We start from the raw sequence: 25,757 nt of genomic DNA on the forward strand, positions 1-25,757 counted from the left end.
GCCGGCGGTTGGGCCTGCGCGTCGAGTCTCGCCTTTGCCCTGGCGATCTTCCGCAGTCAGGCATGCGCTTATCCTAGGGATCCGGGAACGTCCGGTGCTTTAGGTTTCGGTTGAAGCGTTTTGATTAGCGGTTCGAGATGCCGGACAATCGCGAAATGAAAGCGATCCCAAAATTGTCATTTCGGCCTGCTACGGCCGCGGATATACCCGCCCTGATGGCCCTGCGGAAACAGACCATGCTGCCCCATCTGCGGCGTGCCGGCGCGCCCAGCGACGACGATGCCAATCTCGCCAGGGTGAACTACAGGCTGGAGGACGCGCTGCTGGTGTACGACGGCGCGGAATTGGTCGGCCTTTTCAAGGTGGCGCGCGATGCGGGGGAATGGAAGCTGATACAGGTCCAGGTCGCCCCTGCCCGGCAGGGCCAGGGCCTGGGCGGCCATCTGGTGCGGGGATTGCAGGCGCAGGCCGCGCAGGCGGGCTGCGCCATCACGCTGGACGTCCTGAAAGGCAACCCGGCGCGGCGGCTGTATGAGCGCTGCGGATTCGCGGTGGTCGACGAAAACGCGCTGGAGCTCCGCATGCGCTGGGCGCCCTCTTGACGCAGGCGCCGCGTATCAGTGTTCCGGCACGGTCCAGAAGTACACCATGCGGCCGTCGATATTGAGCGTCTGTTCTGGCGCCCAATCGCCCATGTCGAAGGCGTGCGACACGATGCGCGTGCCGGGTTTCAGCTTAAGCAGCGTGGGCCGCAGCTTGAGGTTGAGCGACGGCAGCAGATACAGGCTGATCACCGTGGCCTTCGACAGGTCCTGTTCGAACAGGTCGCCCTGGATGAACTGTACCTTGTCGGCGACGCCCTCTTTTTTGGCGTTCGCGCGCGCTTCCTGGATGCGCTGCGGATCGATATCCACACCGACGCCGCGCGTGCCCAGGCGCTTGGCCGCGGTAATGGGGATGCGGCCGTCGCCCGAACCCAGGTCGTACAGCACATCGTTCGGGCCCACGCCGGCGACGTGCAGCATGGCGTCGACCACCTGCGGGGGCGTCGGCACGAAGATCACGTCGGGCGTGCGGGTCTTGGCGCCGGGGTTGGCCGATTGCGACCGCGCTCCGGGGGCTGCCGTCAGCAGAAGGGCGGCCGTCAAGGCCAATATCCATGAGTGCCGAAGTATGCGCATGATTCATGCTCCTGAAGGTACGTGGGTAGACAACGGGCCGAACGGCGATGCCCCCGCGCGGCCGTGCTATTCCGCCGGCAGGGTGGTGGCTCGCCCGCGATAGAGCAGCACCAGCACGCCCACCGCCAGCACGGCCAGGCCCGCAAAGGCGCCGACGCCGGTGTGTACGACGCTGGCGTAAAGCAGATAGGCGCTGGTGCCACAGAAAAGCAGCGGGGTGAAGGGATAGAAGGGCACGCGGAAGGGGCGGCGCCGTGCCGGCTCGCGGCGCCGCAGGACGAACAGGGCAATGCCGGTCAGCACGAAGAAAAGCCAGAATACCGGCGCGGTGTACTCGACCATCGTGGCGAAACCGCTGCGCGTGGCCGCGCCCAGCGCGACCAGGGCCAGGGCAATCAGGCCCTGCGCGATCAGCGCGTTGGCAGGCGTGTGGTGGCGGGTGTCCCAGCGGCCCAGCATGCGGAACATGGGTTCGTCGCGGCCGAAGGCGTAGGTGGTGCGGGCGCCGGTCAATATCGTTGCATTGGCGGAAGTCAGCGCCGACACGGCGATCAGGGCGCTGATGATGCGTGCGCCGTTTTCCCCGAGCACGGCGCGCAGCGCGTCGGCGGCCACGGCATTGGAGGCCGCCACGCCGGCCAAACCGAGTACCTTGACGTACGCCAGGTTGACCAGCAGGTAGACCGCGGTCACCAGCGCCAGGCTCCAGAAGAGGGCGCGCGGCAGGTTGCGGCCCGGCCCCACGACCTCGGCGGAAACGTAGGCCGCTTCGTTCCACCCGCCGTAGGTCAGCATCACGAAGATCAGCACCAGGCCCCAGTTGGTGGCGGTGGGCATGCCGGGCGGCGCTACCGCCCCGCCTGTCGGTTCCCCGCCCAGCAGCAGGCCGGCGGCGATGATGAACAGCACGCCGCCGACTTCCAGGACGGTCAGGCAGTTCTGCGTCCATTTGCCGGCGCGCAGGCCGGCAAGGTTAAGCAATGTCAGCACGGCCACGGTCAGCGCCGCGTAGATCGCCGCCGAGTAGGTGCCCAGGTTCAGGATCTGGCTGGCGTAGTCGCCGAACACATAGCCCAGCAACGCGATCGAGCCGGTCGGAATGATGGTCAGCCGCGCCCAGGCGAACAGGAAGCCCGTTTTTTCGCCGAAGGCACGGCGCAGGTATTGATAATCGCCGCCGGCATCCGGATACGACGTGGCCAGCTCGGCGTAGCACATGGCGCCCGCCAGCGAAATGGCGCCGCCCACCAGCCACGCGATCAGGATGTGGTTCAGGCTGGCGGCATTGGCGGCGATCAGGGCCGGCGCGCTGAAGATGCCGGCGCCGATGACGATGCCCACCACCAAGGCCATGACGTCCAGTGTCGACAATAAAGGCGAGGGGCGGGCCGCCGGAGAGGACACGGACGGCGAAGCGGGGGGCTGCGTGGAAGAGGCGTCTCGCACGGGGGCTTCCATTGACCGGGGGGGAAACGGGCAAGGGCTGGATAAGACGACGCCTTACCACATTGCCAGCGATGGTAGCATCGCGATGCTTTCTTTTAAGCTTCCAGTCAGAAACAAATCGTTAGCCGGGTCGTCGCGAGACGTAATTGCGCAGCCGCGTGGGGCTTCATTGGGGGGGCTTCGTGGGGAGCTCAGGGGCCGCGGTCTCGGGCCATCTGCCGCGAACAGCGCTGTCCGCGCACGCATGAAAAAACGCCATGGCGGGTGCCATGGCGTTCCTGAGGCGACCTTCGTCCGGACGCTTTGCCTGTCCGGCGCCGTCCGGTGCGTCAGCCCAGATCGACTAATTGGGTATGTTCGACGGCCGGCGGGGCGGCGAAATAAGGGCTGACGAGTTCGCGCCATGTGGCGAAGTCCTCCGAACCGCGGAAGTCCACCGTGTGGTTTTCCAGGGTGGCCCATTCGACGAACAGGCGGTAGCGGTTGGGGAATTCCACCGACCGCTGCAGCGATACGCCGTGGCACCCCTTGGCGCGCAGGAACAGCGGCTTGGCCTTGGCAACGCCGGCTTCGAACGCCGCGTGCGTGCCGTCCTTGATTTCGATCTGCGCAATTTCGAGAAACATCGTTGCTCCTTGCTGATACGGCGGGCGTTCAGCGTTTGATGTGTTCCAGCGCCACCGGATTGGTCACGCCGGTTTCCGTCAGCGTGCGCGTCGCGTTGACGGACGCGTAGATCCACAGGATCTTCATCGGCTGCGTATCCGACATGTTACGAAAACGGTGCGACACATTGGGCGGAATCCATGTCGTGTCCATGGGTTGTAGCCGGTGTTCCTGGCCGTCGATATCCAGGATGGCGTCGCCCTCCAGCAGCACGACGCTTTCCTCGCAGTTGTGGCTGTGGAAGGGGATTTTGGTACCGGGCGCGAACTCGGTGATGCCGTTGATGAAGGCCGTGGCGCCGTCGCCGGCCGTGACCAGCGGGATCGTGCGGGCGCCGCCGCCGCGCTCGTAGGCCGTCAGTTCGGAGGGGCGGAAGATGCCCGGCTTGGGGCCGCCGCTCCGTGTTGTTTTGGATGTGCTCATGATGAAACTCCCGTGGCAAGCAGGTCCGCGGCGGCGTTCAGCGCGCGGGACCGGTCCAGACCGATTTTATGTTGGTGAATTCCTTGAGGCCGTAGCTGCTCAGTTCGCGTCCGTAGCCGGATTGCTTGATGCCGCCGAAAGGCAGGCGCGGATCCGATGCCACCGTGCCGTTGATGAAGACGGCGCCGGCCTCGAGTTCGCGCGCCAGCAGATCGGCGCGGGCCAGGTCGCCGGTCCACAGCGCGGCGCCCAGGCCGAATACCGTGTCGTTGGCGATGCGGATGGCGTCGGCGGCGTCCTTGCAGCGGATGATCGCCGCGGCCGGGCCGAATGTTTCGTCGCGGCCGGCGGCCATGTCGGGGGTGACGTGATCCAGCACGGTCGGCTCGAAGAAATAGCCCTTGCCGTCGCGCGGCGCGCCGCCCAGCAGCAGGCGGGCACCGGCGTCGACCGAGGCCCGCACTTGATCGTGCAAATCGGCGCGCAGGTTGTTGCGCGCCATCGGCCCGACGTCCACGCCGGTGTCGCGCGGATCGCCGACTTTAAGGGCGCGCGCATGCGCCACGAAGGCCTCGACGAAGGCGTCCGCGACCTGGGCCTCGACGATGAAGCGCTTGGCCGAAATGCAGCTCTGTCCGGCGTTGTGGAAGCGGGCCTTGACCGCGGTGCTGGCGGCAAGGTCGATATCGGCGTCGGCCAGGACCACGAAGGGATCCGAGCCGCCAAGCTCCAGCACCTGCTTTTTCAGGGCGGCGCCGGCCTGGGCGGCAATCGTGCGGCCCACCGGCGTCGAACCCGTGAAAGTGACGGCGGCGATGCGGTCGTCGGCGATCAGGCGCTGCACGCGGGAAGAGTCGATCAGCAACGTGGAGAACAATCCCGCCGGCGCGTCGGCGCGTTCGAATACCCCGGCCAGCGCCAGCGCGCACTGCGGCACGTTGTTGGCATGCTTGAGCACCGCCGTATTGCCCGCCAGCAGGGCCGGCGCGGCGAAGCGCATGACCTGCCAGAACGGGTAGTTCCACGGCATGACGGCCAGCACCGTGCCCAGCGGATCGAACACCACCTTGCTGTGGGTGGCGTTGCTGGTGACGATTTCCGGCGCCAGCAGGCGTTCCGCTTCGTTGGCGTAGAAGTCGCAGTTGATGGCGCATTTCTCGACTTCGGCGAGGGACTCCGTTATGGGCTTGCCCATCTCGGCGGTGATCAGCGCGGCGTATTCGGCCTTGCCGGCGCGCAGCGCGGCCGCCAGCCGGCGCAGGACGTCCTGGCGTTGCGCGAGGGTGGTGCGGCGCCAGTCGCGCTGGGCGGACCGGGCGCGCGCCAGCGTGGCGTCGATGACCGCGTCGTCATGCTCGTCGTAGGTGGCGAGCGTGGATTCGTCGAACGGATTGATGGAATGAATCATGACTACCTTCTTGACACAGGCGTGCCGTTACTCCGCCTGGATGTTGTTGTCGCGGATCAGTTTTCCGTAAACGGCATAGCCTTCGGCGGTGCGCTTGCCCAGCTCCTCGGGCGACGAGCCAACGGGGTTGGCGCCCTGTGCCGCCAGCTTGGCCTGGACTTCCGGCTTGGCCAGGACCTGCTTGATCGTGGCATTGAGTTTTTCGATGACCGCGGGCGGCGTCTTGGCCGGCGCCACGATGACGAACCACGAAGAGAACACGAAGCCCGGCGAGCCGGATTCCGAAATCGTCGGCACATTCGGCAGTTCGGCCATGCGCTTTTCCGACGAAATGCCCAGCAGGTCCACGCGCTTGCTATCGATCAGGCTCTTGGACGTCGCCAGCGCCTGGAAGGCCACCTTGGCTTCGCCGCTGGCCACGCCCATGGCGGCGGGGGTCGCGCCGCGATAGGGCACGTGCACCATGTCCAGCTTGTTCTTGGAGGCAAACAGCGCCATCGCGATGTGCTGCGGGCTGCCGATGCCGCCCGACGCATATTCGATGCGTCCCGGCGCCGCTTTCGCCGCGGCGATCAGGTCGCCGGCGTTCTTGTACAGGCCGGGCGTGGCGATCAGGCTCCATTCGAAGGTGGTGACCAGCGAGACGGGCGCGAAGTCCTTCAGCGGATTCCACGGCGTCTTGGACAGGTTGGGCACCATGGTCAGGATGCTGTCATTGAAGGCGCCGATGGTGTAGCCGTCGGGATTGGCCGTGGCCACGCGGTTGGCGCCGATGGCGCCGGCGGCGCCCGGCAGGTTTTCCACGATGACCGATTGGTTCAGCAACTTGCCCATCTCCTGGGCGACCAGTCGTGCGACATTGTCGACAGCGCTGGCGGCCGCCAGCGGGATGATCATGGTGATGGGGCGTTCCGGGTACTCGGCGCGGGCCTGCGGTGCCAGGCCGGCCACCAGACAGAGCGCCGCGGCGGTTTTCATCGCCGTCCGATATTTATTCCATGCCTTCACAGCTTTCTCCTCGGTCTTGTACGCGTTATTAAGCTCGCCGGCGCCACTCTAGGGATGGGGCCGTACCCTGTCCAATGGCGAATTTCTATTTCTTGCATCGAAAGCGGCCATAATTCGTTACGCTTACGCCTGTCCGCGGGGCAGGACGCCATGGGGCCGTTCCAGTCATGACCAACAAATCCGGAATCAAGCTACGCCAGCTGGAGTATTTCCTGGCCATTGCCGATACGCTGCACTTCTCGAAAGCGGCGGAAAAGCTGTTCGTGACGCAGCCCACCCTGTCACACCAGCTGGCCGAACTGGAAACCCATCTGGGCAAGGCCCTGTTCGACCGCTCCGGCAAGAACATCCGGCTGACCCAGGTCGGACAGGTTTTCCATGCCTATGCCAAGCGCACCGTCGACGAGCTGGCCGCCGGCTGCGCGGCGCTGGAAGAATTGGACGCGTTGCGGCGCGGCCATCTGGTCATCGGCGCCAGCCAATCCTTCACCCGCAAGCTGCTGCCGCCGGTCATCGCCGAATTCATGCGGACCTACCCGGATGTCCGGCTGACCGTCAAGGAAATGATGGCGCCCATGATCGAAGAAGAATTGGCCGCCGGCGACCTGCACATGGGCATCGCCTTCGTACCCGCGCGCCTGGAGGAAACGGCGGTGGAATCCCTATTCACCGAGCGCCTGATGCTGGTGGTGGGAACGGCGCACCGGTTGGCCGGCCGCAAGCGCGTGCGCCTGGCGGACCTGGCGCGCGAGCCCCTGGTGCTGATGACCCGCGATTACTACACGCGGGCGCTGGTCGACCGGTATTTCGACCAGCTCGGCCTGCAACCCAATATCGTCTGCGAAACCAACGCGCTGGGCCTGATGATGGACCTGGCGGCGGCGTCCCAGGTGGTCACGCTGCTGCCCGAAAGCACGATCGATCCTTCCGCCCGCGTGGCGGTGATCCCGGTGTTCGAACCGGTGCCCATACGGGTGACCGCGCTGCTGTGGTCCAAGCGGCACCACCGGACGATCGCCGCCACGACCTTCGCCGGGTTGCTGCGCGAACGCCTGCAGGACGCCGAGCCCGCCTGGCGCCGCGGCCCGGCGGCGGTTACGCAATGAAGCACCCTGGGTGCGTCCCCATGGCGCCGCTGCCTACAATAGGGGTTTTGCCTTGTCCGGCCTGACCTCAGGAGATCTTCCGATGCCGCTTCTTTCCCTGTCCCGTTGCGCAGTGCTGGCGGTCGCCGCGGCAGTTCTCGCGGGATGTTCCACGACGACCGGGCGGGCGCAGGCGCAAGGCCCGGGCGCCGCGCAGGCGGCCACCACGTCGGATTCCCTGGCGCAGACGGGCTGGCGGCTGGTCCGCTGGCAGTCGCCGGACGGCTCGGACTACCCGTTGCAGCTCAATACCATCTATCCGCCGCTCAGTATCGCCTTCACCGCCAGGAACCGCGACTATCGCGTGACGGGATTCTCCGGCTGCAACGAATTCGCGGGCACCTACCAATTGCAAGGCGGAAAGCTGGTGATTACCCTGCCGTCGAGCCGCTCGATGCAGTGCGCCGCGGCGGATATGCGGGAAGCCGAGCGGGCCTATCTTTCGGCCCTTGCCCACATCGCCACGTTCACGCTGGATAGCGGCGGGTCGCCGCATCAAATGACCTTCAATGTGCGCAATGGCGATGTCCTGACCTTCCTGCGCGGGCAGGATGTCTCGTCGCGCTGATCCTGGAGTTTTTCATGGTTTTTTCCCGCATCCGCCGTATTTCCGGCGCGGTGGCCGCCGTGGCGGCATTGGCGGCCTGCGCCCATCCCATGCAACCCGACCTGGCGCAGGCCCGCTACCAGCCGGCCTACGCATCGGACTTCCTGGCCCAGACCAACTGGGTGCTGGCGCGCTGGACCCGGGCGGGCGGCACACTGCGTTCCATTCCCCATAACGATGGCCGCGAGCGGCCCATCACGATGGGGTTCATGCATGAAGGGACGCAGCTGCGCGTGGCCGGATATGCCGGTTGCAATAACTACAGCAGTACCTACACCGTCGCGAACGGCAACCTGATCGTGACGGCCGCGCCCGTGGCGACCCGCATGGCCTGCCCGAGTCCCGAGTTGAACCGGGTGGAGCAGGACTTCCTGGCGTCGCTGACGCGCATCCGCGCCACCTCCGTGGACAATGCCGGCAATCCGCGACGGTTGTCGCTGTCGCTGGATAACGGCGAGGTGCTGGATTTCGCCCGCGCCGATGCAGGGCATTGAGCGTTTCCATGTCTACCATCGTCAATATCGCCGCGTATAAGTTCGTGGCCCTGGATGACCCGGCCGCCTTGCGTCCCGGCATGGTGGAGCGCGCCGCGGCGGGAGCGCTGAAGGGCACGGTGCTGCTGGCGCCGGAAGGCATCAATCTGTTCTTGTCCGGCGATGGCCAGGCCATCGGGGCTTTCCTGGAATGGCTGCGCGCCGATGTCCGCTTCGCCGATCTCGAGGCGAAGTACAGCTATTCCGATGCGATACCGTTTCGCAAACTCCTGGTGAAGGTCAAGCGCGAGATCATCCGCATGGACCATCCCGCGATCCGCCCGCAGGCCGGCCGCGCGCCCAGCGTGGACGCGCGCACGCTCGCCCGCTGGCTGGAGCGCGGCACCGACGATAACGGCCGGCCCGTCGTGATGCTCGACACCCGCAACGCGTTCGAGGCCGACGCCGGTACGTTCGAAGGCGCGCTGGACTGGCGTATCGACCGCTTCACGCAATTCCCCGCCGCGCTGCGGGCCCACCGCGCCGAGCTGGAAGGCAAGACGGTAGTCAGCTTCTGCACCGGCGGCATACGGTGCGAAAAGGCGGCGTTGTACATGGCGCAGGAAGGCGTGCGCGATGTGTACCAGCTCGAAGGCGGTATCTTGAAGTATTTCGAGGAAACCGGCGGCACGGGCTTCAAGGGAAGCTGCTTCGTCTTCGACGAGCGCGAAACGCTGGGGCCGGACCTCGCGCCGGCCGCGGCGCCGGCGCTGCCGGCCGTGGCCGCGGCATCGTGCGCCGATACGGGCGGCCTGGCGGCGGCCCAATCCGCATCCCCCGTTCTGGCGGACTAAGGACCTGATCATGTCGCGCGCTCCCTTGGGCATCGTGGCCGCCCTGCATGACGAAATCGCCGGGCTGCTCCAGCACATGGGACCGGGCGCGGCATGCCGGCGCGTCGGCATGCGCGACTATTACGTCGGCGACCTGTACGGGCAGCCGTGCGTGATCGTGCTGGCGCGTATCGGCAAGGTCGCCGCGGCCGCCACCGCCGTTACGCTGATACGCGAATTCGATGTCCGGGCGCTGCTGTTCACCGGCCTGGCCGGCGGCATCGCCCCCGGTGTCCGCGTGGGCGACGTCGTGATCGCGGAAGCGCTGGTGCATCACGACCTGGATGCCCGGCCACTGTTCCCGCAATACGAAGTGCCCCTGCTGGGCGTCAGTCGCCTGCCTACCGACCCGCGCATGAACGGCGTCCTGGCGCAATGCGCGGCGGATTACCTGGCCTTGGCGCTGGCGCGCGATGTCGACGCCACCACGCGCGACCTTTTCGCCATCGGCGCACCCATGCTGCATCGCGGGCTGGTCGCCAGCGGCGATCGTTTCGTCGGCGATGCCGGCATCGCCGGCGCGGTGTCCGCCGCCTTGCCGGAAACGCTATGCGTCGAGATGGAAGGTGCGGCCGTGGCCCAGGTGTGCCACGAATACGAGATACCGTGCGCCGTGCTGCGCACCGTTTCCGACCGCGCGGACGCCGCCGCCCCGGTGGATTTCGCGGCGTTCCTCACGCACATCGCCAGCCACTATTCCAGCGGTATCGTCAGCCGCTTCGTCGAGGCTTATACCGACTGAGGCAGCAGCCCGCGGCCCGTGGCCCGTATCCGGTCAGCCAGTCGGCCGATCAACCCGTATCCGGTCATCCGATCAACCCGTTCCCGGCCAGCCGGGAGGCAAATCCCGGTTGACGCAAGCGGCCGGCGCGGTTCAGCGCACCCGCATTCCGGGCTGCGCGCCTGGACCGGGTTCCAGGACAAAGATGCCGGGATGGGCGGATTCGTCGGCGTGGCTGGCGGCCAGCACCATGCCCTCGGAAATCCCGAACTTCATCTTGCGCGGCGCCAGGTTGGCGACCATGACCGTCAGCTTGCCGATCAGGTCCTGCGGCTTGTAGGCGGACTTGATGCCCGAGAACACGTTGCGATGGCGGCCTTCGCCGACATCCAGCGTCAGCCGCAGCAGCTTGCTGGAGCCTTCGACTTCCTCGCAATTGACGATGCGGGCCACCCGCAGGTCGATCTTGGCGAAGTCGTCGATGGTAATGGTGTCGGCGATCGCTTCGCCGCCGGGCGCCGGCGCGGCCGGGGCATCCACCGCGGCCTGCGCCTCGCCCGCGGATGCGGGCGCTTCCACCAGCGCATCCAGCATGGCGGGGTCCACGCGTTGCATCAGGTGCTTGAACGGGGCGATGCTCAGCGGCAGCATGGCCGCGTCCTGCCAGACGAAGGCGGACGGCTGGCCGAACAATTCGCGCGCGACGCGCCCGGCCAGGGCGGGAAGCACCGGCGCCAGCATGACCGACAAGGCCTTGAAGCCAGCCAGGGTGCGCGAGCAGATATCCTGCAGCGCGGTCTTCTGTTCCTCGCTCGCGTTGGCGATGCCCTTGGCCATGACCCAGGGCTGGGCGGCGTCGAAAGCCTGGTTGATACGATCGGCGTAGGCCATGATGTCGCGGATGGCACGGCCATATTCGCGCGCTTCCAGGGCGGCGCGCACGGCTTCGGCCTGTTGCGCGAGTTCGGCGGTAAGCGCCTTGGTATCGCCGTGATAGGCCAGCGCGCCGTTGAAGTGGCGCGTAATGAAATTGGCCGCGCGGCTGGCGATGTTGACGTACTTGCCGATCAGATCGCTGTTGACGCGCGCGATGAAGTCTTCCGCCGTGAAGTCGACATCTTCGACCTTGGCGTTGAGCTTCGCGGCGATGTAATAGCGCAGCCATTCCGGGTCCATGCCGACGTCCAGGTAGCGCAGCGGCGAAATGCCCGTGCCGCGGCTCTTGGACATTTTTTCGCCGCTGACCGTGATGAAGCCGTGGACGTTCAGCGCGTCCGGGGTCTTGCGGCCGGCAAACTTCAGCATGGCGGGCCAGAACAGCGCGTGGAAGTAGATGATGTCCTTGCCGATGAAGTGCACCTGCTCGGTCGGGCCGGAGGGGTCCAGCAGGGTGTCGAAATCGATACCCTGCTTGTCGCAATAGGCTTTCAGCGAGGCGAGGTAGCCGACGGGCGCATCCAGCCAGACGTAAAAGTACTTGCCGGGGGCGTCCGGGATCTCGATGCCGAAGTAGGGCGCTTCGCGCGAGATATCCCAATCGCCCAGCTTGGCCTGCGCGTCGTCGTCGCCCAGCCATTCGCGGGTCTTCGCCAGGACTTCGGGCTGCAGGCGGCGCGCGCCCGACGCGTTGGTGCCGGCCGTCCAGTCGCGCAGGAAGGCCACGCAGCGCGGGTCCGACAGCTTGAAGAAAAAGTGCTCGGAGCTTTTCAGGACCGGCGTGGCCTTGGTCAGCGTTGAATATGGGTTGATCAGGTCCGTCGGCGCGTAGACCGCGCCGCAGACCTCGCAGGAATCGCCATACTGGTCCTTGGAGTGGCAGACCGGGCATTCGCCCTTGATATAGCGGTCGGCCAGGAACATGCCCTTGACCGGATCGTAGAACTGCTCGATGGTGCGTGTATCGATCAGGCCCTGGGCCTTCAGCGCGCGATAGATTTCCTGCGACAGCGCGACGTTTTCGGGCGTGTCGGTGGAGTGCCAGTGGTCGAAGCGCACGTGGAAGCCGTCCAGGTAGCGCGGCCGTTCCGCGGCGTAGCGCGCCACCAGTTCACGCGGCGTAATCCCTTCGCTTTCCGCCTTCAGCATGATGGGCGCGCCGTGCGCGTCGTCCGCGCCGACGAAATGCACCGTGTGCCCGGCCATGCGCATGCTTCTTACCCAGATGTCGGCCTGGATGTATTCCATGATGTGGCCGATATGGAAAGAACCGTTGGCGTAAGGCAGGGCAGTGGTGACGAACAGGGTGCGTGGCATGACCGAAGGGCAGAGTGGGAAACCGGACCCGGCATTTTAGAGCCAGTTCGGCCAGGCGCCGTCCGGGCACGGCGGTGCCGCCGCGGCGGGTGCGTTGCCGTGCGGCCGGAAAGGCAGGTGCGTGGGAAGGAACAACTGCCGGGAACCGGCAGCCGCAGACGCCAGCGCGGTGACGCGCTTAGCGGACTTCGCGCGCCTCGACGTCGATGACGTCCGGGCGTACGCCTGGGAATGGGCCGCTGGCCGTGCCACGTGCGGCGCTGCGCTGGTGCCAGTAGGCCTTGACGCCGAAGGGGCGGCCCCGAACCCGGGCGACCACGTACAGGATGCCGACCGCGATAGCGGTGGAGGCCATGAAAATCAGGGCCATCACACCACCGATCAGGGCAAGCACCGTGAAAGCGAGGGCGCGAACGAAGCGTGTAAAAGCGTTGTCCATGCTAGAAAAGACGCGAAAGGCGGCGAAAAGTTCCTGCGGATTCCGCTATCCTTGCAACTTGATGTCGGGAGCGATAAAGGCCGCACGGTGCTGAAAAGCCAGGCAGTTAACCGGGGTAGCCGCGCCAAGACCCGGGTGCCTGTAGGAATATAGTGACATGAGTTTGACGATCCAACAAATAAAGACGGTCCTGGAAGGTGTAACGGACCCGCAAACCGGCGCCAGTCTCGGAAAATTTGTAAAAGACCGGGACATCCGCGTCGATACGAACCCGATTTCCGTAGCGGTAGAGCTGGGCTATCCCGCGCGTACCCGTCAGCAGGCCTTGCGGCAGGCGGCGGTCGACGCGCTGGCCGCCGCCGGCGCGCCGGACGCGCAGGTTTCCGTCACCTGGAAAATCGCCGCGCATGCCGTGCAGCGCGGGCTCAAGCCGCTGCCCAACGTCGCCAATATCATCGCGGTGGCGTCGGGCAAGGGTGGCGTGGGCAAAAGCACCACGGCGGTCAACCTGGCCCTGGCCCTGGCGGCCGAAGGGGCCCAGGTCGGCGTGCTGGACGCGGATATCTACGGCCCCAGCGTGCCCACCATGCTGGGCATCTCGGGACGCCCGGTCAGCCATGACAACAAATCCATGGAGCCTCTGCAGGGCCATGGCCTGCAGGCGAATTCCATCGGCTTCCTCATCGATGCCGATTCGCCGGCGATCTGGCGCGGCCCCATGGTGACCCAGGCGCTGGAACAACTGCTGCGGCAGACGAATTGGCGCGCCCTGGACTACCTGATCATCGATATGCCGCCGGGCACCGGCGATATTGCCCTGACCCTGGCCCAGAAGGTTCCGGTGGTCGGCGCGGTCATCGTTACGACGCCGCAGGACATCGCCTTGCTGGATGCGCGCAAGGGCTTGCGCATGTTCGAAAAAGTCGATGTGCCCATCCTGGGCGTGGTCGAGAACATGTCCATGCACATCTGTAGCCATTGCGGCCACGCGGAACCCATTTTCGGCGAGGGCGGCGGCAAGCGCATGGCGGAACAATACGGCGTGGCATGGCTGGGCGGACTGCCGCTGACCATGAGCATCCGCGAGCAGACCGATGCGGGCAATCCCACCGTGGTGGCGGATCCGTCCAGCGAAGCCGCCGGCCTGTACCGAGACATCGCGCGCCGCGTCGCCGCGGCGGTCGCGGCGCTGCCACGCGATATGGCGGGCAAATTCCCGAACGTCGTTGTCCAGCAACCCTGACGCATGCAATGGCTGGCGGGCCTTTTGCTCTGCGTCCTGCTGGCGCTCGTTCGGACCGCTTACGCCGCGCCTGAAATCGTCATCGACCCCGGCACGGTCAACCCGGCAACGATAAAAGCCGTCAACGATGCCGTCCAGGTAATCGCGCGGTTGGCTTCGGACCAGGATGGCGGCGAAGCGGACCGGCTGCGCCGGCGCGCGCGCGACGCCGCGCTGGCGGCCCTGGCGACCCAGGGGTATTTCGCCGCGCGGGTGGACCTGCGCACCGGCAGCGACGTGGGCGGCGGCACCTGGGACATCTCCATCGAGGCCGGCGAACGGACCAGGGTCGTTGCCGTCGATATTTCGTTTACCGGCCGGATCGCGCAGCCGCAGTACGCAAGCCGTGTGGCGGCGCTGCGCAAGAACTGGTCGCTGCCCGTGGGCCGCCCCTTCGTCAATGAAGATTGGAACAAGGCCAAGTCTTCCCTGTTGAACGACGTCAGCGACAAGGATTTCCTGCTGGCACGTATCCAGGCGTCCTCCGCCGACGTGCAGGCCGACCAGGGGCAGGCCCGGCTGAAAGTCGTTATCGACAGCGGCCCCGCGGTGCGCATGGGCATGCTGCAAATCAACGGGCTCGATCGGGTGCCGGCATCGCTGGTGCGGCGCTACGTGCGCTACAAGCAGGGCGAAGCCTACGACCAGGACAAGCTCAACGACTGGCAGCAGGCGCTGCAGGCGACCTCGTTCTTCCGCGGCGCCTTCGTTTCCATGGTGCGGCCGGATGGCTCGCGCGAAACCCCGCCGGCGCAGACGCCCGCGACCTCTACCCCGCAGGGCGATCCCGGCGTGGCGGCCGGCAGCCAGCCGCCAGGCGGCATGGACGGCAACGGCGAGATCACGCTGCCCGTGCAGGTGCGCGTGGTCGAGGGGCCGCCCAAGCGTTTTTCCGCGTCGCTGGGCGTGGACAGCGACGTGGGGGTGGGGGTGGAAGCCTTGTATCGCCAGCAGGTGGTCTTCGGCCAGCCCCTCACCATGGAATCCGGCGTCGGCGTGAATCGATTGCGGCAGCGCGTCTACACCGATTTCTACCTGCCACCGGATGGACGGGGCAACAAGGACAGCATCGGCGTGCTGGCCGAGCATTCCGATATCCAGGGGCAGGAGGTGACGCGTTTTGCGCTGGGCGCCACGCGCCTGCAGGAACGCCACGGCGAAGGCCGCGTGGACTATGAAACCCGCTGGGGGCTGTTGGCGGCGCACGACCGCGTCAGGATCGAAGGCGCCAGCGACTACGACCTGCCCAGCCTGACGGGCACCGTGGAATGGGTGCGGCGCGACGTCGACGACAAGTACGACCCGCGCGAAGGCAATCTGGTGGCGCTGGGCGGCGGCCTGGGCGTGACGCTGGACACCGGCCGGCCATACAGCCGCGCCCGCGCCCGCGCGCAGCGCTGGTGGCCGGTGGGCCAGCGCGATGTCTTCACGATGCGCGGCGAAATCGGCAAAGTATGGTCCGACAACACGCGGGTTCCGCCGGATTTCGGCTTCCGTACCGGCGGGGCGCGCAGCATACGCGGATATTCCTACCTGAGCATCGGGGCCGACCGCGGCGACGCCGTGGTGGACGCGCCGACCCTGCTGGTCGGCAGCGTGGAATACGACCATTATTTCAATGAGCGCTGGGGGATCGGCTTTTTCGTCGACGCGGGCGATGCCGCCCAATCGTTCAGCGATATGCGCCTGGCCGTCGGCTATGGCGTGGGCGCGCGGGTTCGCACGCCCGCCGGCCCCTTGTTCCTGGATGTCGCCTACGGCCAGCGCGACCATTCCTTGAAGCTGGCGTTTTCGCTGGGGATCGCGTTTTGAGCATCCTGGCCCGCCTGCTGCGCAATGTCCTGGTGTGGTGGGTGCCCACCCTGCTGCTGTTCCTGGCCGCGCTGGCGGCGGGGGTGGCGTGGGTGGCCGGCTCGCAGCCGGGCGCGCAATGGCTGGCGCGCGCGGTCTTGCCGCAACTGGGCGTGCAGGCCACGGACGTGAGCGGCTCGGTGTGGGGCGGTTTGCGTCTTGGACGGCTGGCCGCGGAAAGCGGCGGCGTGTCGGTCGAAGGCCGCGGCCTGGCGCTGCGGGTGGCATGGGCGGACTTGCTGCAGCGGCGGTTGCGGATAAGGGAGTTGTCCGCGGCCAGCCTGGACGTGAACCTGGTGGATACGCCGGACGCCGCGGCGCCCGCCCCCGGGGCCGAGGGCCCGCCGTCCATTCCGCTGGACATCGTGGTAGAGCGGCTCGCCGTCGGCGAACTGGCGGTGCGGCGCAATGGCGAGCCGCTGCCCGTGACGTTGAGCAGCTTGACGGCGGCATTGCGGGCCGGGCCGGACGGCGCGCAGGCGCGGATCGATACCCTGCACGTCGGCCATGCGAGCGTCGACGCCGATGTGCAGGGCCAGGCCGACCTGCAGGCGCTGGCGGCGCCGTGGCCGCTCGACGCGCGCCTGCACCTGGCGGCGCGCGGGCAGGGTGACGGCTCCCCGCTGTGCGTGGGCCGTTTCGTCAAGGACGTATCGGCGGGCGGCGATGCCCGCCCGGATCCCTGCCTGTTGCAGGCCGATCTGCACGCAAGCGGTTCGCTCGATGCGCTGTCCGCCACTGTCGAGGCGCAGGGCGCGGGCGCCTCGTTGTCCGCGCGGGCCGAGCTGGCGCCGCGGGATCCCCTGCCGCTGCGGTCCGCCGACGCCACGCTGAAATTGCCGGATGGGACATCGGCCGCCGTGTCCCTGGCGGCGACGCGCGACCCGGGCGCAGGCGCCATACGCCTGCAGGGCACGCTTGCCGCGGATCGCCTGGATCTGGCCCGCCTGTCGGGCAATGCCGTTCCGCAGGCGATCCTGACCGCCCACGGCAGCTTCGATACCTCGCTGACGGAGGGCTATGTCCTGCGCGACGGCCGGGTCGACCTGGACATCGATGCCGGCAGCCGCTGGAACAAACAGGCCTTGCAGGGCAGTGCCCAAGGCCAGGTGCTGACCGCCGCCGGCGGCGATCCGTCCGCCGACTGGGCAGCCGCCCTGGCGGACGTGCGGATCCACGGGCTTGCGGTGGACCTGCGGCTGGGCGCCAACCGCTTGCGCGCCCAGGGCAATGTCGATCCCGGCGCGGGCGCCATCGCGGTGGATGCGGCCGCGCCACGGTTGGCGGACTTCTGGCCGGGGCTGGAGGGCGCGGCCAACCTTCAGGCCAAGCTGACCGGCACGCCGGCCCGTCATCGGCTGGAACTGCGCGGCGGCTATACCCCCGCGCGGTCGCGTCCCGGCATATTGGGCAGCGCGCCCATGCAGGCTTCCGTCGATATCTCCGGCGGCTACGGTGCCGGCACGGGCAACGACGCCGCCGCGAGCCTGGTGGGATGGCGCGGCACGGTGTCCCGGCTGGCCTTTTCCCACGCGGGCTTCGAGCTGGCCTCGCCGCGGCCCGTCTCCGTGGCCTATCTGCCACGTGCCGTGGCGCCCGCGTGGCAGTGGCAGGTCGGCCCGGCGCGTATCGACCTGGGATTGCCGGGGGGCGACCGCATGGTCCTGGATCATGCCGGCTCGCGCGGCGGCGCGGGACGTTGGGAAACGGCGGGCCGCATGGACGATGTGGTGCTGACCCCGGCCTTGATACGGCGCATCCGGCGCGCGCTGGATCCGGACGCCGCCGCGAACGCGGCGCCGGACCGCCAGCCGCGCGTCAATGCGCGCGTGCCCGCCAGCCAGCGGCGCATTGCCCTGGACCTCTCCTGGGACCTGCGCTACGCCGGCGCGCTTTCGGGCAAGGCCCGGGTGGCGCGCCGTTCCGGCGACCTTCTGGTGCCCGGGGATCCGCCCATGCAGCTGGGACTGCGCGGCCTGGTGCTGGACCTGAATGCGAGCCCCGCGGGCGGGCGCAACAGCCGCGTGGAGGCTTCCCTTAGCGTGAATACCGCCACCATGGGATCGCTGCGCGGCACCGGGACGGCCATGCTCGTGGCCAGCCCGGATGGCCGCATCGGCCTGGCGCCGCGCCAGCCGCTGCGGGTCTCGCTGGACGCCGACGTCGCGGACCTGAAATGGGTGGAGCTGTTCACCGGCGACAGCACCGAAGTCGGCGGTACGCTGAAGGCCAGCGTGCAGGCCCAGGGCACGCCGGGCGGAAGCTGGACGGCGACCGGCACCGTGCAGGGCCAGCACCTGCGCTACGTGCGCATCGACGACGGCGTGCGGCTGGTGGACGGGACGCTGTCGGCGCGCCTGCAGGAAGACCGCCTGATCGTCGAATCGCTGCGCTTCCCGGCGGTGTTGCGCGTGCTGCCGACCGAATCGCGCACGCGCGCCTGGGTGACGACCAACCCCGACGCCCGCAACGGCTATATCGACGCCAGCGGCACGTGGCGGCTGGCGGATGCGGCGGGACAGGTCCGCATCGCCCTGCACCGCTTCCCCGTCGTCCAGCGCGCGGACCGCTTCGCCATGATGTCGGGCCGCATCGATATCGACGCCACCCTGCCGCGGCTGTCGATACGCGGGGACGTCAAGGCCGATGCGGGCTGGGCCAGCCTGGAAGTCCTGAGCGAGGTGCCCTCGCTGGACGGCGACGTGGTGGTTCATCGTCCCGGCATGGATACCGATGCGCCGTCCACGCCGCTGCAGACCGATATGGACCTGAACGTGGACCTGGGCTCGCGTTTCTACCTGACCGGCATGGGGCTGGATGCCGCCCTGGGGGGATCGCTCCGCATCCGCTACGTCGACAACCGGCTGATGGGCACCGGCGTCCTGCGCACGCGCGCCGGCCGCATCGATGCCTACGGCCAGCGCCTGCAACTGCGGCGCGGCACGGTCACCTTCCAGGGCAGCCTGGACAACCCGCTTCTGGATATCGAAGCCCTGCGTACCGGCGAACAGGTGGAAGCGGGCGTGCGCGTCAGCGGCACGGCGCAGCGTCCGCGCATCGACCTGATTTCCTATCCCGACGTCAGCGACGAGGAAAAACTGTCCTGGCTGGTGCTGGGCCGCGCGCCCAACGCGAGCGGCAACGACACGGCACTGCTGGTGTCGCTGGGCACCGCGCTGCTGGGCAATGGCGAGCCTTTCTACAAGCAGTTCGGGGTGGACGACATCACGGTCCGCAACGGCACGCTGGGCGGTTCGAACAGCCTGTTGCCCGACCAGACGGTGGCGGGCAACGTCAACCAGGATGCCAGCCAGACCCTGGCGACGCAGTTCGTGGTGGCCAGCAAGAACTTCGCGAACGGGGTGACGCTAAGCGTGGAACAGGCGTTGGCGGGCTCCGAGACGGTCGGGCGGCTCAGTTATCGCCTGTCGCGCCGGTGGTCCGTGGACGTCAAGGGAGGCTCGGTCAACGGGCTGGAGCTGGTATATCGGACCTTCTTCGGGGACTGACCGGCCGGGCGCGAGGGCGCGGGCGGTAAAATACCGCGCACTTCAACCTGAGGTTTCCTTCCCATGAGTATCAAGAGCGACCTTTGGATCCGGCGTGCCGCGGCCAACGGCATGATCGAGCCTTTCGAGCCCGGACAGGTGCGCGAGTCCAATGGCGGCCGGATCGTCAGTTATGGCACCAGCAGCTATGGCTACGACGTGCGCTGCGCGAACGAGTTCAAGATATTCACGAACATCAATTCGACCATCGTCGATCCCAAGAACTTCGACGAGAAATCCTTCGTCGATTTCACGGGCGATGTCTGCATCATTCCGCCGAACTCGTTCGCACTGGCCCGCACGGTGGAGTACTTCCGCATCCCGCGCAGCATCCTGACCATCTGCCTGGGCAAGAGCACCTACGCGCGCTGCGGCATCATCGTCAACGTCACGCCGCTGGAACCGGAATGGGAAGGCCACGTCACGCTGGAATTCTCCAACACCACCCCGCTGCCGGCGAAGATCTATGCCGGCGAGGGGTGCGCCCAGATGCTGTTCCTGGAAAGCGACGAAGTCTGCGAAACCTCGTACCGCGACCGTGGCGGCAAATACCAGGGCCAGCTGGGCGTCACCTTGCCCAAGACCTGATTTACTTGCGGTTGTACCGGTCCAGGATGGCCTTGCCGTCCGCGCCGGTCTTGGCCTGCCAATCGGCCAGGGCCGTGGATGCCGCCTGGTGCAGTGCCTGCTGGACGGCCGGCGCGATCTTGGCCTCGATGGTGACGCCGTTCTTGCGCATGTTGGCGCGGTTTTCCTCCAGCCTGCCTTCCATGCGTTTCCACTGTTCCGCTTCGGTCGCCGCCGCGGCCTGGTCCACGGCCTTGCGGCCGGCGGCATCCAGCGCCTTGTAGGCTTCGAGGTTCATCGTGGCGATCGACAGCGGCATCGCGTAATTGACCTCGGTGAAATAGGGCAGGTACTGCCACAGCTTGCGTCCGGCCCCGCCGTCGCCGGAGGACAGCACGGCGTTGACCTCGCCCGAGGCCAGCCGCGGCATGGCGTCGGCGAAGGAAATGTTCTGCGCCTTGGCCCCGGCCCGCGTCATCGTGGCCTGCGAAACGTCGTCGTAGGTACGGATGGACAGCGCTTTCAGGTCCGCCACGGTCTTGATCGGCGCCTTGGACCAGATGCCGGAGGGCGGCCACGGCGTGGTGTACAGCAGTTTCTGGCCGTGCGCGGCCAGGAATCGTTCATAGGTCGGCCGCGCCGCATCGCGCAGGGCCCGCGCCTTGTCCAGCGAATCGGCCAGGAAGGGTAGCGAGGACACGCCGAAGATCGGGTATTTGTTGGCCAGGCCGCCGGCAAAGGCGTCCGCGGCGTCGACCTTGCGCGCCTGGACCGCGTCCACCATATCCGCCGACTTGAAGCCCTTGGACGCATCGAAGCTGGTTTCGATGACGATGTTCCCGTGGGATTTTTCCTTGACCTGTTCGGCAAAGGTCGACACGCCCAGCCCCGGCATGGACGTGGCCGGATATTCCGTGGTCATTTGCAGGGTCGTCGCGGCGTGCGCCGACAGGGCGGTCAGCATGGCCGTGGCCAGCAGGCCGGGAAGACGGGCGAAGCGGACGGCGGAGCGCCGTGAAAGGGCGGGCATGGAGCGGTTCCTGGAAGGTTCGATGTCGGGATGCGCGGCCCCAGCAAGGGGGCCGCGCGCGCAGCCGTAGCCTGCCATGGCGCGGCCGGAAACGGACTTCGGCCTTACCCTAGGATGGCGCGCGAACCCGGGGCCAATGCCCGGGGCGCCGCGCGCGGGTACGCGTCATGGGCGGGAAGCCCCGGGCGCGCGCTCGTAGTAGATGTCCCAGTCGTCTTCCGCGATCCGTTCGAAGCCGTGCCGTTGATAGAACCGGTTGGAGGGGCTGTCGCGCAGGGCTCCCACCCGCACGGCCATGCCGCGCTCGTCGGCCTGGCCGAACACCCGGTGCAGGACGGCGGCGCCCACCCGGTTGCCCTGGAACCCGGGCAGGATATAGAGATGGTCCAGCTTCAGCGCGCCGCCGTCCTCGCGCAGGGTGTAGAAGCCGATCCGCGCGCCGTCCAGCAGGATGGCCCGGGTGTCGCGCGGCGCGAACGTGGCCCGCAGGCGCTGGCGCGCGCGGTCCGGATCGAAGCGTCCCACGCGCTCCAGGCTGTCGCGCATCGCGGCGATCCGGATATCCGCCAGCGCGTCGAAATCCGATTCTTCCACGGGCGCGAAGGCCAGGCCCGCGGTGGCCAGCGCCAGGGTCATCAGGTATTCGTCGTGGTACGCGCCGTCCACATACAGCGCGTCGATTTCGCGGCCGTAGATCTCGAATCCCAGGCGCCGGTACAGGGCCAGGGCCGGTTCGTTCCCGACGGTGACCGTCAGGTTGACCCGCCGCACCCCGGGCATGTCGCGCGCCAGTGCGAGCGCGGCGTCCAGCAGGCGTCCGGAGATGCCCAGGCCGCGGCAGGCCGGTGCCAGATAGACCGACACCAGCGAGGCCTTGTGGCCTTCCTTGCGGCCGCTCGCGCGTCGCAGGCAGGCCATCCCGACCAGCGCCGCGCCGCTGAAGGCGCCGACGCCGCCTCCGTGCGCGGGGTCCGGCGGCGCGATCCGTTCCGCGACGGTGGCCAGGGTTTGCCGGCGCTCGTCGTCCAGATTGGCGCCGAAGGAGGCGGGGGATTCCTGCAAGGCGGCCAGCCGCAGGGAATGGAAGGCGGCCGCGTCCGCGGCGGTCAGGCGGCGGACGACAATGGAGGCGGGATCTATCGACATGGCGTGGAACTTTACCGCGGCCGGGGCCGGGTACGTAACATGCGTACCGGCCCCGATTCACCCTATGCGGCGCCGCAACGCCCGTGTCGCGCGTCCGCAGTACACTCGCGTCGGCTTTTGGCCCTACCCCGCAGGAGTCCCCGCATGAAATTCCGCTTTCCCATTGTCATCATTGACGAAGATTACCGTTCCGAGAATGCCTCGGGGTTGGGCATACGCGCGCTCGCGGCGGCGATCGAGGCCGAGGGAGTAGAGGTGCTGGGCGTGACCAGCTACGGCGATCTCAGTTCCTTCGCGCAGCAGCAAAGCCGGGCCAGCGCCTTCATCCTGTCGATCGATGACGAGGAATTCGACGTCGCGTCGCCCGAGGACGTTGCCAGCGCCATCAAGAACCTGCGGAGCTTCATCGGCGAGCTGCGTTTCCGCAACGCGGACATCCCCATTTATCTGTATGGCGAGACGCGCACGTCGCAGCACATCCCCAACGATATCCTGCGCGAACTGCACGGCTTCATCCACATGTTCGAGGACACGCCGGAGTTCGTCGCGCGCCATATCATCCGCGAGGCCCGCGCCTATGTGGACAGCCTGCCGCCGCCGTTCTTCCGCGAACTGGTCAAGTATGCGCAGGACGGTTCGTATTCCTGGCACTGCCCTGGGCACTCCGGCGGCGTGGCGTTTCTGAAGAGCCCGGTGGGCCAGATGTTCCACCAGTTCTTCGGCGAGAACATGCTGCGCGCCGACGTCTGCAATGCCGTGGACGAACTGGGCCAGCTGCTGGATCACACCGGCCCGGTGGCGGAATCGGAACTGAACGCGGCGCGCATTTTCCACGCCGATCACTGCTATTTCGTCACCAACGGGACGTCGACGTCCAACAAGGTCGTGTGGCATGCCAACGTCGCGGCCGACGACGTGGTCGTGGTCGACCGCAATTGCCACAAGTCCATCCTGCACGCGATCACGATGACGGGCGCGATCCCCGTCTTCCTGCGGCCCACGCGCAACCACCTGGGCATCATCGGGCCCATTCCCATCGAGGAATTCGAGCCCGAGAACATCATGAAGAAGATCGAGGCCAACCCCTTCGCGCGCGAAGCCAAGGACAAGAAGCCGCGCATCCTGACGCTGACGCAGAGCACCTACGATGGCGTGATCTACAACGTCGAGATGATCAAGGAAAAGCTGGGCGACTACGTCGATACCCTGCATTTCGACGAAGCCTGGCTGCCGCACGCGGCCTTCCACGAGTTCTACCAGGACATGCACGCCATCGGCGCCGGACGTCCGCGCAGCGATTCCGCGATGGTCTTCGCTACCCACTCCACGCACAAGCTGCTGGCCGGCATTTCGCAGGCGTCGCAGATCATCGTGCAGGAGTCCAAGACCCGCAAGCTGGACCGCAATATCTTCAACGAGGCCTATCTGATGCATACGTCGACCTCGCCGCAGTACGCGATCATCGCGTCCTGCGACGTGGCCGCCGCCATGATGGAGCCTCCCGGCGGCACGGCCCTGGTCGAGGAAAGCATCCGCGAAGCCATGGACTTCCGCCGCGCCATGCGCAAGGTGGAATCCGAATTCGGCCGCAACGACTGGTGGTTCAAGGTCTGGGGCCCGAACCGCCTGGTTGCCGACGGCATCGGCAACCGCGACGAGTGGCTGCTGGAATCGGGCGACCACTGGCATGGCTTCGGCGACATCGCCGACGGCTTCAACATGCTGGACCCGATCAAGGCCACCATCATCACCCCGGGCCTGGATATCTCCGGCAGTTTCGGCGAAACCGGCATCCCGGCGGCGCTGGTGTCCAAGTACCTGACCGAGCACGGCGTGGTGGTCGAGAAGACCGGCCTGTACTCGTTCTTCATCCTGTTCACCATCGGCATTACCAAGGGCCGCTGGAACACGCTGCTGACCGCCCTGCAGCAGTTCAAGGACGACTACGACCGCAACCAGCCGATGTGGCGCATCCTGCCGGAGTTCTGCCGCGATCATCGCGGCTACGAGCGCATCGGCCTGCGCGACCTGTGCCAGCAGATCCACGAAGCCTATCGCGAGAGCGACGTGGCGCGGCTGACCACCGAGATGTACCTCAGCGACATGGTGCCGGCGCTCAAGCCCTCCGACGCCTTCGCCCGCATGGCGCATCGCCAGGTGGAACGCGTGGCCATCGAAGACCTGGAAGGGCGGGTTACCGGTGTGCTGCTGACGCCGTATCCCCCCGGCATCCCGCTGTTGATCCCGGGCGAGCGCTTTAACCGTACCATCGTGCAATACCTGCAGTTCGCGCGCGCCTTCAACGAACGGTTCCCGGGTTTCGAGACCGACATCCACGGCCTGGCCGAGGATGTGGACGACAACGGCCAGGTCCGCTACTACGTCGATTGCCTGAAGGAAGGGCAGGACGACCGGTAAGCCCCGGATCCCGGATGTTCGACGTCGCCATCATCGGCGCCGGCGCCGCGGGCATGATGTGCGCCGCGGTGGCCGGCCAGCGCGGCCTGCGGGTCGTGCTGATCGACCACGCCGACCGGCTGGCGGAGAAAATCCGCATATCCGGCGGCGGCCGCTGCAATTTCACCAATACCGGCACCGGCCCGGCCAACTTCCTGTCGGAGAACCCGCACTTCTGCCGCTCCGCGCTGGCCGGCTACGGTCCGGCGGATTTCCTGGACCTGCTGCGGCGCCACCGGGTTTCCTGGCACGAGAAGCATCGCGGCCAGTTGTTCTGCGACGAATCCAGCGAATCCATCATCGAAGTGCTGCGCGCCGAATGCGACGCGGGCAATGTGCAGTGGCGCATGCCGTGCACCGTGGCCGAGATCGCTCGTTCGGCCGACCAGGGCTTCGAGCTGCGCACGGAAGGGCAGGGCGTGCTGCGCGCGGCCAAGCTGGTCCTGGCCACCGGCGGCATGGCGATCCCGCAGCTCGGCGCGACGGACTATGCGTTGAAAGTGGCGCGGCAGTTCGGGTTGAAGGTCGTCGAACCCCGGCCGGCGCTGGTGCCGCTGACCTTCGATGGCGCGCATTGGGCGCCGTTCGCGGCCCTGTCCGGCGTGGCGCTGGAGGCCGACGTACGCAGCGGCGCCGGCGAATTCCGCGAGGATGTCCTGTTCACCCACCGCGGATTATCGGGGCCGGGCATCCTGCAGATATCCAGCTATTGGAATCCCGGCCAGCCCGTGACGCTGGACCTGGCGGCGGGCCGCGATCTGGCCACCGAGCTGATCGACGCCAAGTCCGGCGGCCGCCAGCAGCTCGGGACGGCGCTGGCCGCGCTATGGCCGCGGCGGCTGGCCGATCAATGGCTGCGCGACGCCGTCGATGCCCGCGGGCAGCCCCTTGCGGCGTCCCGCCTGGCCGATATCCCGGACAGGACGCTGCGCGCCCTGGCTCAGCAGATCCATGCCTGGACGCTTGTGCCGACCGGCACGGCGGGCTACAAAAAGGCCGAGGTCATGCGCGGCGGCGTCGATACCCGCGGCCTTGACCAGAAAAGCATGCAGGCGCGCGCCGTTCCGGGCCTGCATTTCATCGGCGAGGCCGTGGATGTGACGGGATGGCTGGGCGGCTACAACTTCCAGTGGGCCTGGGCTTCCGGGGTCGCCTGCGGCAAGGCCTTGTAAGCGGCGCGTTTTTTGCTGTGCGCGTTGCCCCATCAGGAAGG

Annotated in this window: 22 protein-coding genes; 12 read left to right on the forward strand and 10 right to left on the reverse strand. The window is 67.3% G+C overall.

The window, feature by feature from the left end:
* Positions 1 to 236: 236 nt before the first annotated feature.
* Positions 237 to 602 carry a GNAT family N-acetyltransferase gene (locus CAL28_RS02230; protein WP_369597656.1) on the forward strand — a complete coding sequence of 122 codons (366 nt, stop codon included), beginning with the start codon at positions 237 to 239 and terminating at the stop codon, positions 600 to 602.
* A gap of 15 nt (positions 603 to 617) precedes the next feature.
* Here CAL28_RS02230 and CAL28_RS02235 read toward each other — a convergent pair whose 3' ends face one another.
* The 6 genes from CAL28_RS02235 to CAL28_RS02260 form a co-directional block, all read right to left on the reverse strand.
* The gene (locus CAL28_RS02235) at positions 618 to 1,148 is read right to left on the reverse strand and encodes an SAM-dependent methyltransferase (protein ID WP_254925958.1); all 531 of its coding nucleotides are present in this window, start codon (positions 1,146 to 1,148) and stop codon (positions 618 to 620) included.
* A 99-nt stretch (positions 1,149 to 1,247) separates the two neighbouring features.
* On the reverse strand, positions 1,248 to 2,627 hold the full coding sequence (locus tag CAL28_RS02240) for an APC family permease (protein ID WP_254925959.1): 1,380 nt from the start codon (positions 2,625 to 2,627) through the stop codon (positions 1,248 to 1,250).
* 329 nt (positions 2,628 to 2,956) lie between these two features.
* On the reverse strand, positions 2,957 to 3,253 hold the full coding sequence (locus CAL28_RS02245) for an antibiotic biosynthesis monooxygenase family protein (protein ID WP_094839782.1): 297 nt from the start codon (positions 3,251 to 3,253) through the stop codon (positions 2,957 to 2,959).
* A gap of 28 nt (positions 3,254 to 3,281) precedes the next feature.
* Positions 3,282 to 3,716, reverse strand: a complete 435-nt coding sequence (locus CAL28_RS02250; protein ID WP_094839783.1) for a cupin domain-containing protein — start codon at positions 3,714 to 3,716, stop codon at positions 3,282 to 3,284.
* 37 nt (positions 3,717 to 3,753) lie between these two features.
* Entirely contained in the window at positions 3,754 to 5,124 is a 1,371-nt protein-coding gene (locus CAL28_RS02255; protein ID WP_094839784.1) for an NAD-dependent succinate-semialdehyde dehydrogenase, read from the reverse strand.
* 27 nt (positions 5,125 to 5,151) lie between these two features.
* A complete protein-coding gene (locus CAL28_RS02260; protein ID WP_094839785.1) occupies positions 5,152 to 6,132 on the reverse strand; it encodes a Bug family tripartite tricarboxylate transporter substrate binding protein in 981 nt (326 codons plus the stop codon).
* A gap of 167 nt (positions 6,133 to 6,299) precedes the next feature.
* On the opposite strand from CAL28_RS02260, the gene CAL28_RS02265 reads away from it, so the two are divergent.
* The 5 genes from CAL28_RS02265 (at position 6,300) to CAL28_RS02285 (ending at position 9,992) form a co-directional block, all read left to right on the forward strand.
* Complete coding sequence (locus CAL28_RS02265; protein WP_094839786.1) at positions 6,300 to 7,238, forward strand: LysR substrate-binding domain-containing protein; 939 nt, start codon at positions 6,300 to 6,302, stop codon at positions 7,236 to 7,238.
* Between the two features lie 82 nt (positions 7,239 to 7,320).
* Positions 7,321 to 7,845, forward strand: a complete 525-nt coding sequence (locus CAL28_RS02270) for an META domain-containing protein (RefSeq protein WP_094839787.1) — start codon at positions 7,321 to 7,323, stop codon at positions 7,843 to 7,845.
* A 14-nt stretch (positions 7,846 to 7,859) separates the two neighbouring features.
* Entirely contained in the window at positions 7,860 to 8,378 is a 519-nt protein-coding gene (locus tag CAL28_RS02275; RefSeq protein WP_094839788.1) for an META domain-containing protein, read from the forward strand.
* An 8-nt stretch (positions 8,379 to 8,386) separates the two neighbouring features.
* A complete protein-coding gene (locus CAL28_RS02280) occupies positions 8,387 to 9,211 on the forward strand; it encodes a sulfurtransferase (protein WP_094839789.1) in 825 nt (274 codons plus the stop codon).
* A gap of 10 nt (positions 9,212 to 9,221) precedes the next feature.
* The gene (locus CAL28_RS02285) at positions 9,222 to 9,992 is read left to right on the forward strand and encodes a 5'-methylthioadenosine/adenosylhomocysteine nucleosidase (protein ID WP_094839790.1); all 771 of its coding nucleotides are present in this window, start codon (positions 9,222 to 9,224) and stop codon (positions 9,990 to 9,992) included.
* Between the two features lie 132 nt (positions 9,993 to 10,124).
* Here CAL28_RS02285 and metG read toward each other — a convergent pair whose 3' ends face one another.
* Both metG and CAL28_RS02295 read right to left on the reverse strand, forming a co-directional pair.
* Positions 10,125 to 12,224, reverse strand: coding sequence for a methionine--tRNA ligase (gene metG, locus CAL28_RS02290; protein ID WP_094839791.1), 2,100 nt, complete (start codon positions 12,222 to 12,224; stop codon positions 10,125 to 10,127).
* A 178-nt stretch (positions 12,225 to 12,402) separates the two neighbouring features.
* Positions 12,403 to 12,663, reverse strand: a complete 261-nt coding sequence (locus CAL28_RS02295) for a hypothetical protein (protein WP_094839792.1) — start codon at positions 12,661 to 12,663, stop codon at positions 12,403 to 12,405.
* Between the two features lie 157 nt (positions 12,664 to 12,820).
* On the opposite strand from CAL28_RS02295, the gene apbC reads away from it, so the two are divergent.
* From apbC to dcd, 4 genes are all read left to right on the forward strand, one after another.
* Complete coding sequence (gene apbC, locus CAL28_RS02300; protein ID WP_094839793.1) at positions 12,821 to 13,906, forward strand: iron-sulfur cluster carrier protein ApbC; 1,086 nt, start codon at positions 12,821 to 12,823, stop codon at positions 13,904 to 13,906.
* 3 nt (positions 13,907 to 13,909) lie between these two features.
* Positions 13,910 to 15,757, forward strand: a complete 1,848-nt coding sequence (locus CAL28_RS02305) for an autotransporter assembly complex protein TamA (RefSeq protein WP_094839794.1) — start codon at positions 13,910 to 13,912, stop codon at positions 15,755 to 15,757.
* Positions 15,754 to 19,305 carry a translocation/assembly module TamB domain-containing protein gene (locus tag CAL28_RS02310; RefSeq protein ID WP_094839795.1) on the forward strand — a complete coding sequence of 1,184 codons (3,552 nt, stop codon included), beginning with the start codon at positions 15,754 to 15,756 and terminating at the stop codon, positions 19,303 to 19,305. The genes CAL28_RS02305 and CAL28_RS02310 overlap by 4 nt, the downstream gene beginning before the upstream one ends.
* Before the next feature lie 63 nt (positions 19,306 to 19,368).
* Entirely contained in the window at positions 19,369 to 19,932 is a 564-nt protein-coding gene (gene dcd / locus CAL28_RS02315) for a dCTP deaminase (RefSeq protein ID WP_094839796.1), read from the forward strand.
* 1 nt (position 19,933) lies between these two features.
* Here dcd and CAL28_RS02320 read toward each other — a convergent pair whose 3' ends face one another.
* On the reverse strand, positions 19,934 to 20,941 hold the full coding sequence (locus CAL28_RS02320; RefSeq protein ID WP_094839797.1) for a TRAP transporter substrate-binding protein: 1,008 nt from the start codon (positions 20,939 to 20,941) through the stop codon (positions 19,934 to 19,936).
* Positions 20,942 to 21,106: 165 nt separating this feature from the next.
* Positions 21,107 to 22,087 carry a GNAT family N-acetyltransferase gene (locus CAL28_RS02325; RefSeq protein ID WP_094839798.1) on the reverse strand — a complete coding sequence of 327 codons (981 nt, stop codon included), beginning with the start codon at positions 22,085 to 22,087 and terminating at the stop codon, positions 21,107 to 21,109.
* A 144-nt stretch (positions 22,088 to 22,231) separates the two neighbouring features.
* On the opposite strand from CAL28_RS02325, the gene CAL28_RS02330 reads away from it, so the two are divergent.
* Together CAL28_RS02330 and CAL28_RS02335 are read left to right on the forward strand one after the other, a co-directional pair.
* Positions 22,232 to 24,505 (forward strand): arginine/lysine/ornithine decarboxylase, encoded by a 2,274-nt coding sequence (locus tag CAL28_RS02330; RefSeq protein ID WP_094839799.1) that lies wholly within the window; start codon positions 22,232 to 22,234, stop codon positions 24,503 to 24,505.
* A 14-nt stretch (positions 24,506 to 24,519) separates the two neighbouring features.
* Positions 24,520 to 25,716: an NAD(P)/FAD-dependent oxidoreductase gene (locus tag CAL28_RS02335; protein WP_094839800.1), complete on the forward strand. Its 1,197-nt coding sequence runs from the start codon at positions 24,520 to 24,522 to the stop codon at positions 25,714 to 25,716.
* Positions 25,717 to 25,757 lie beyond the last annotated feature (41 nt).

The organism is Bordetella genomosp. 11, assembly GCF_002261215.1.
In the GTDB taxonomy this organism is placed as follows: Bacteria; Pseudomonadota; Gammaproteobacteria; order Burkholderiales; family Burkholderiaceae_B; genus Bordetella_C.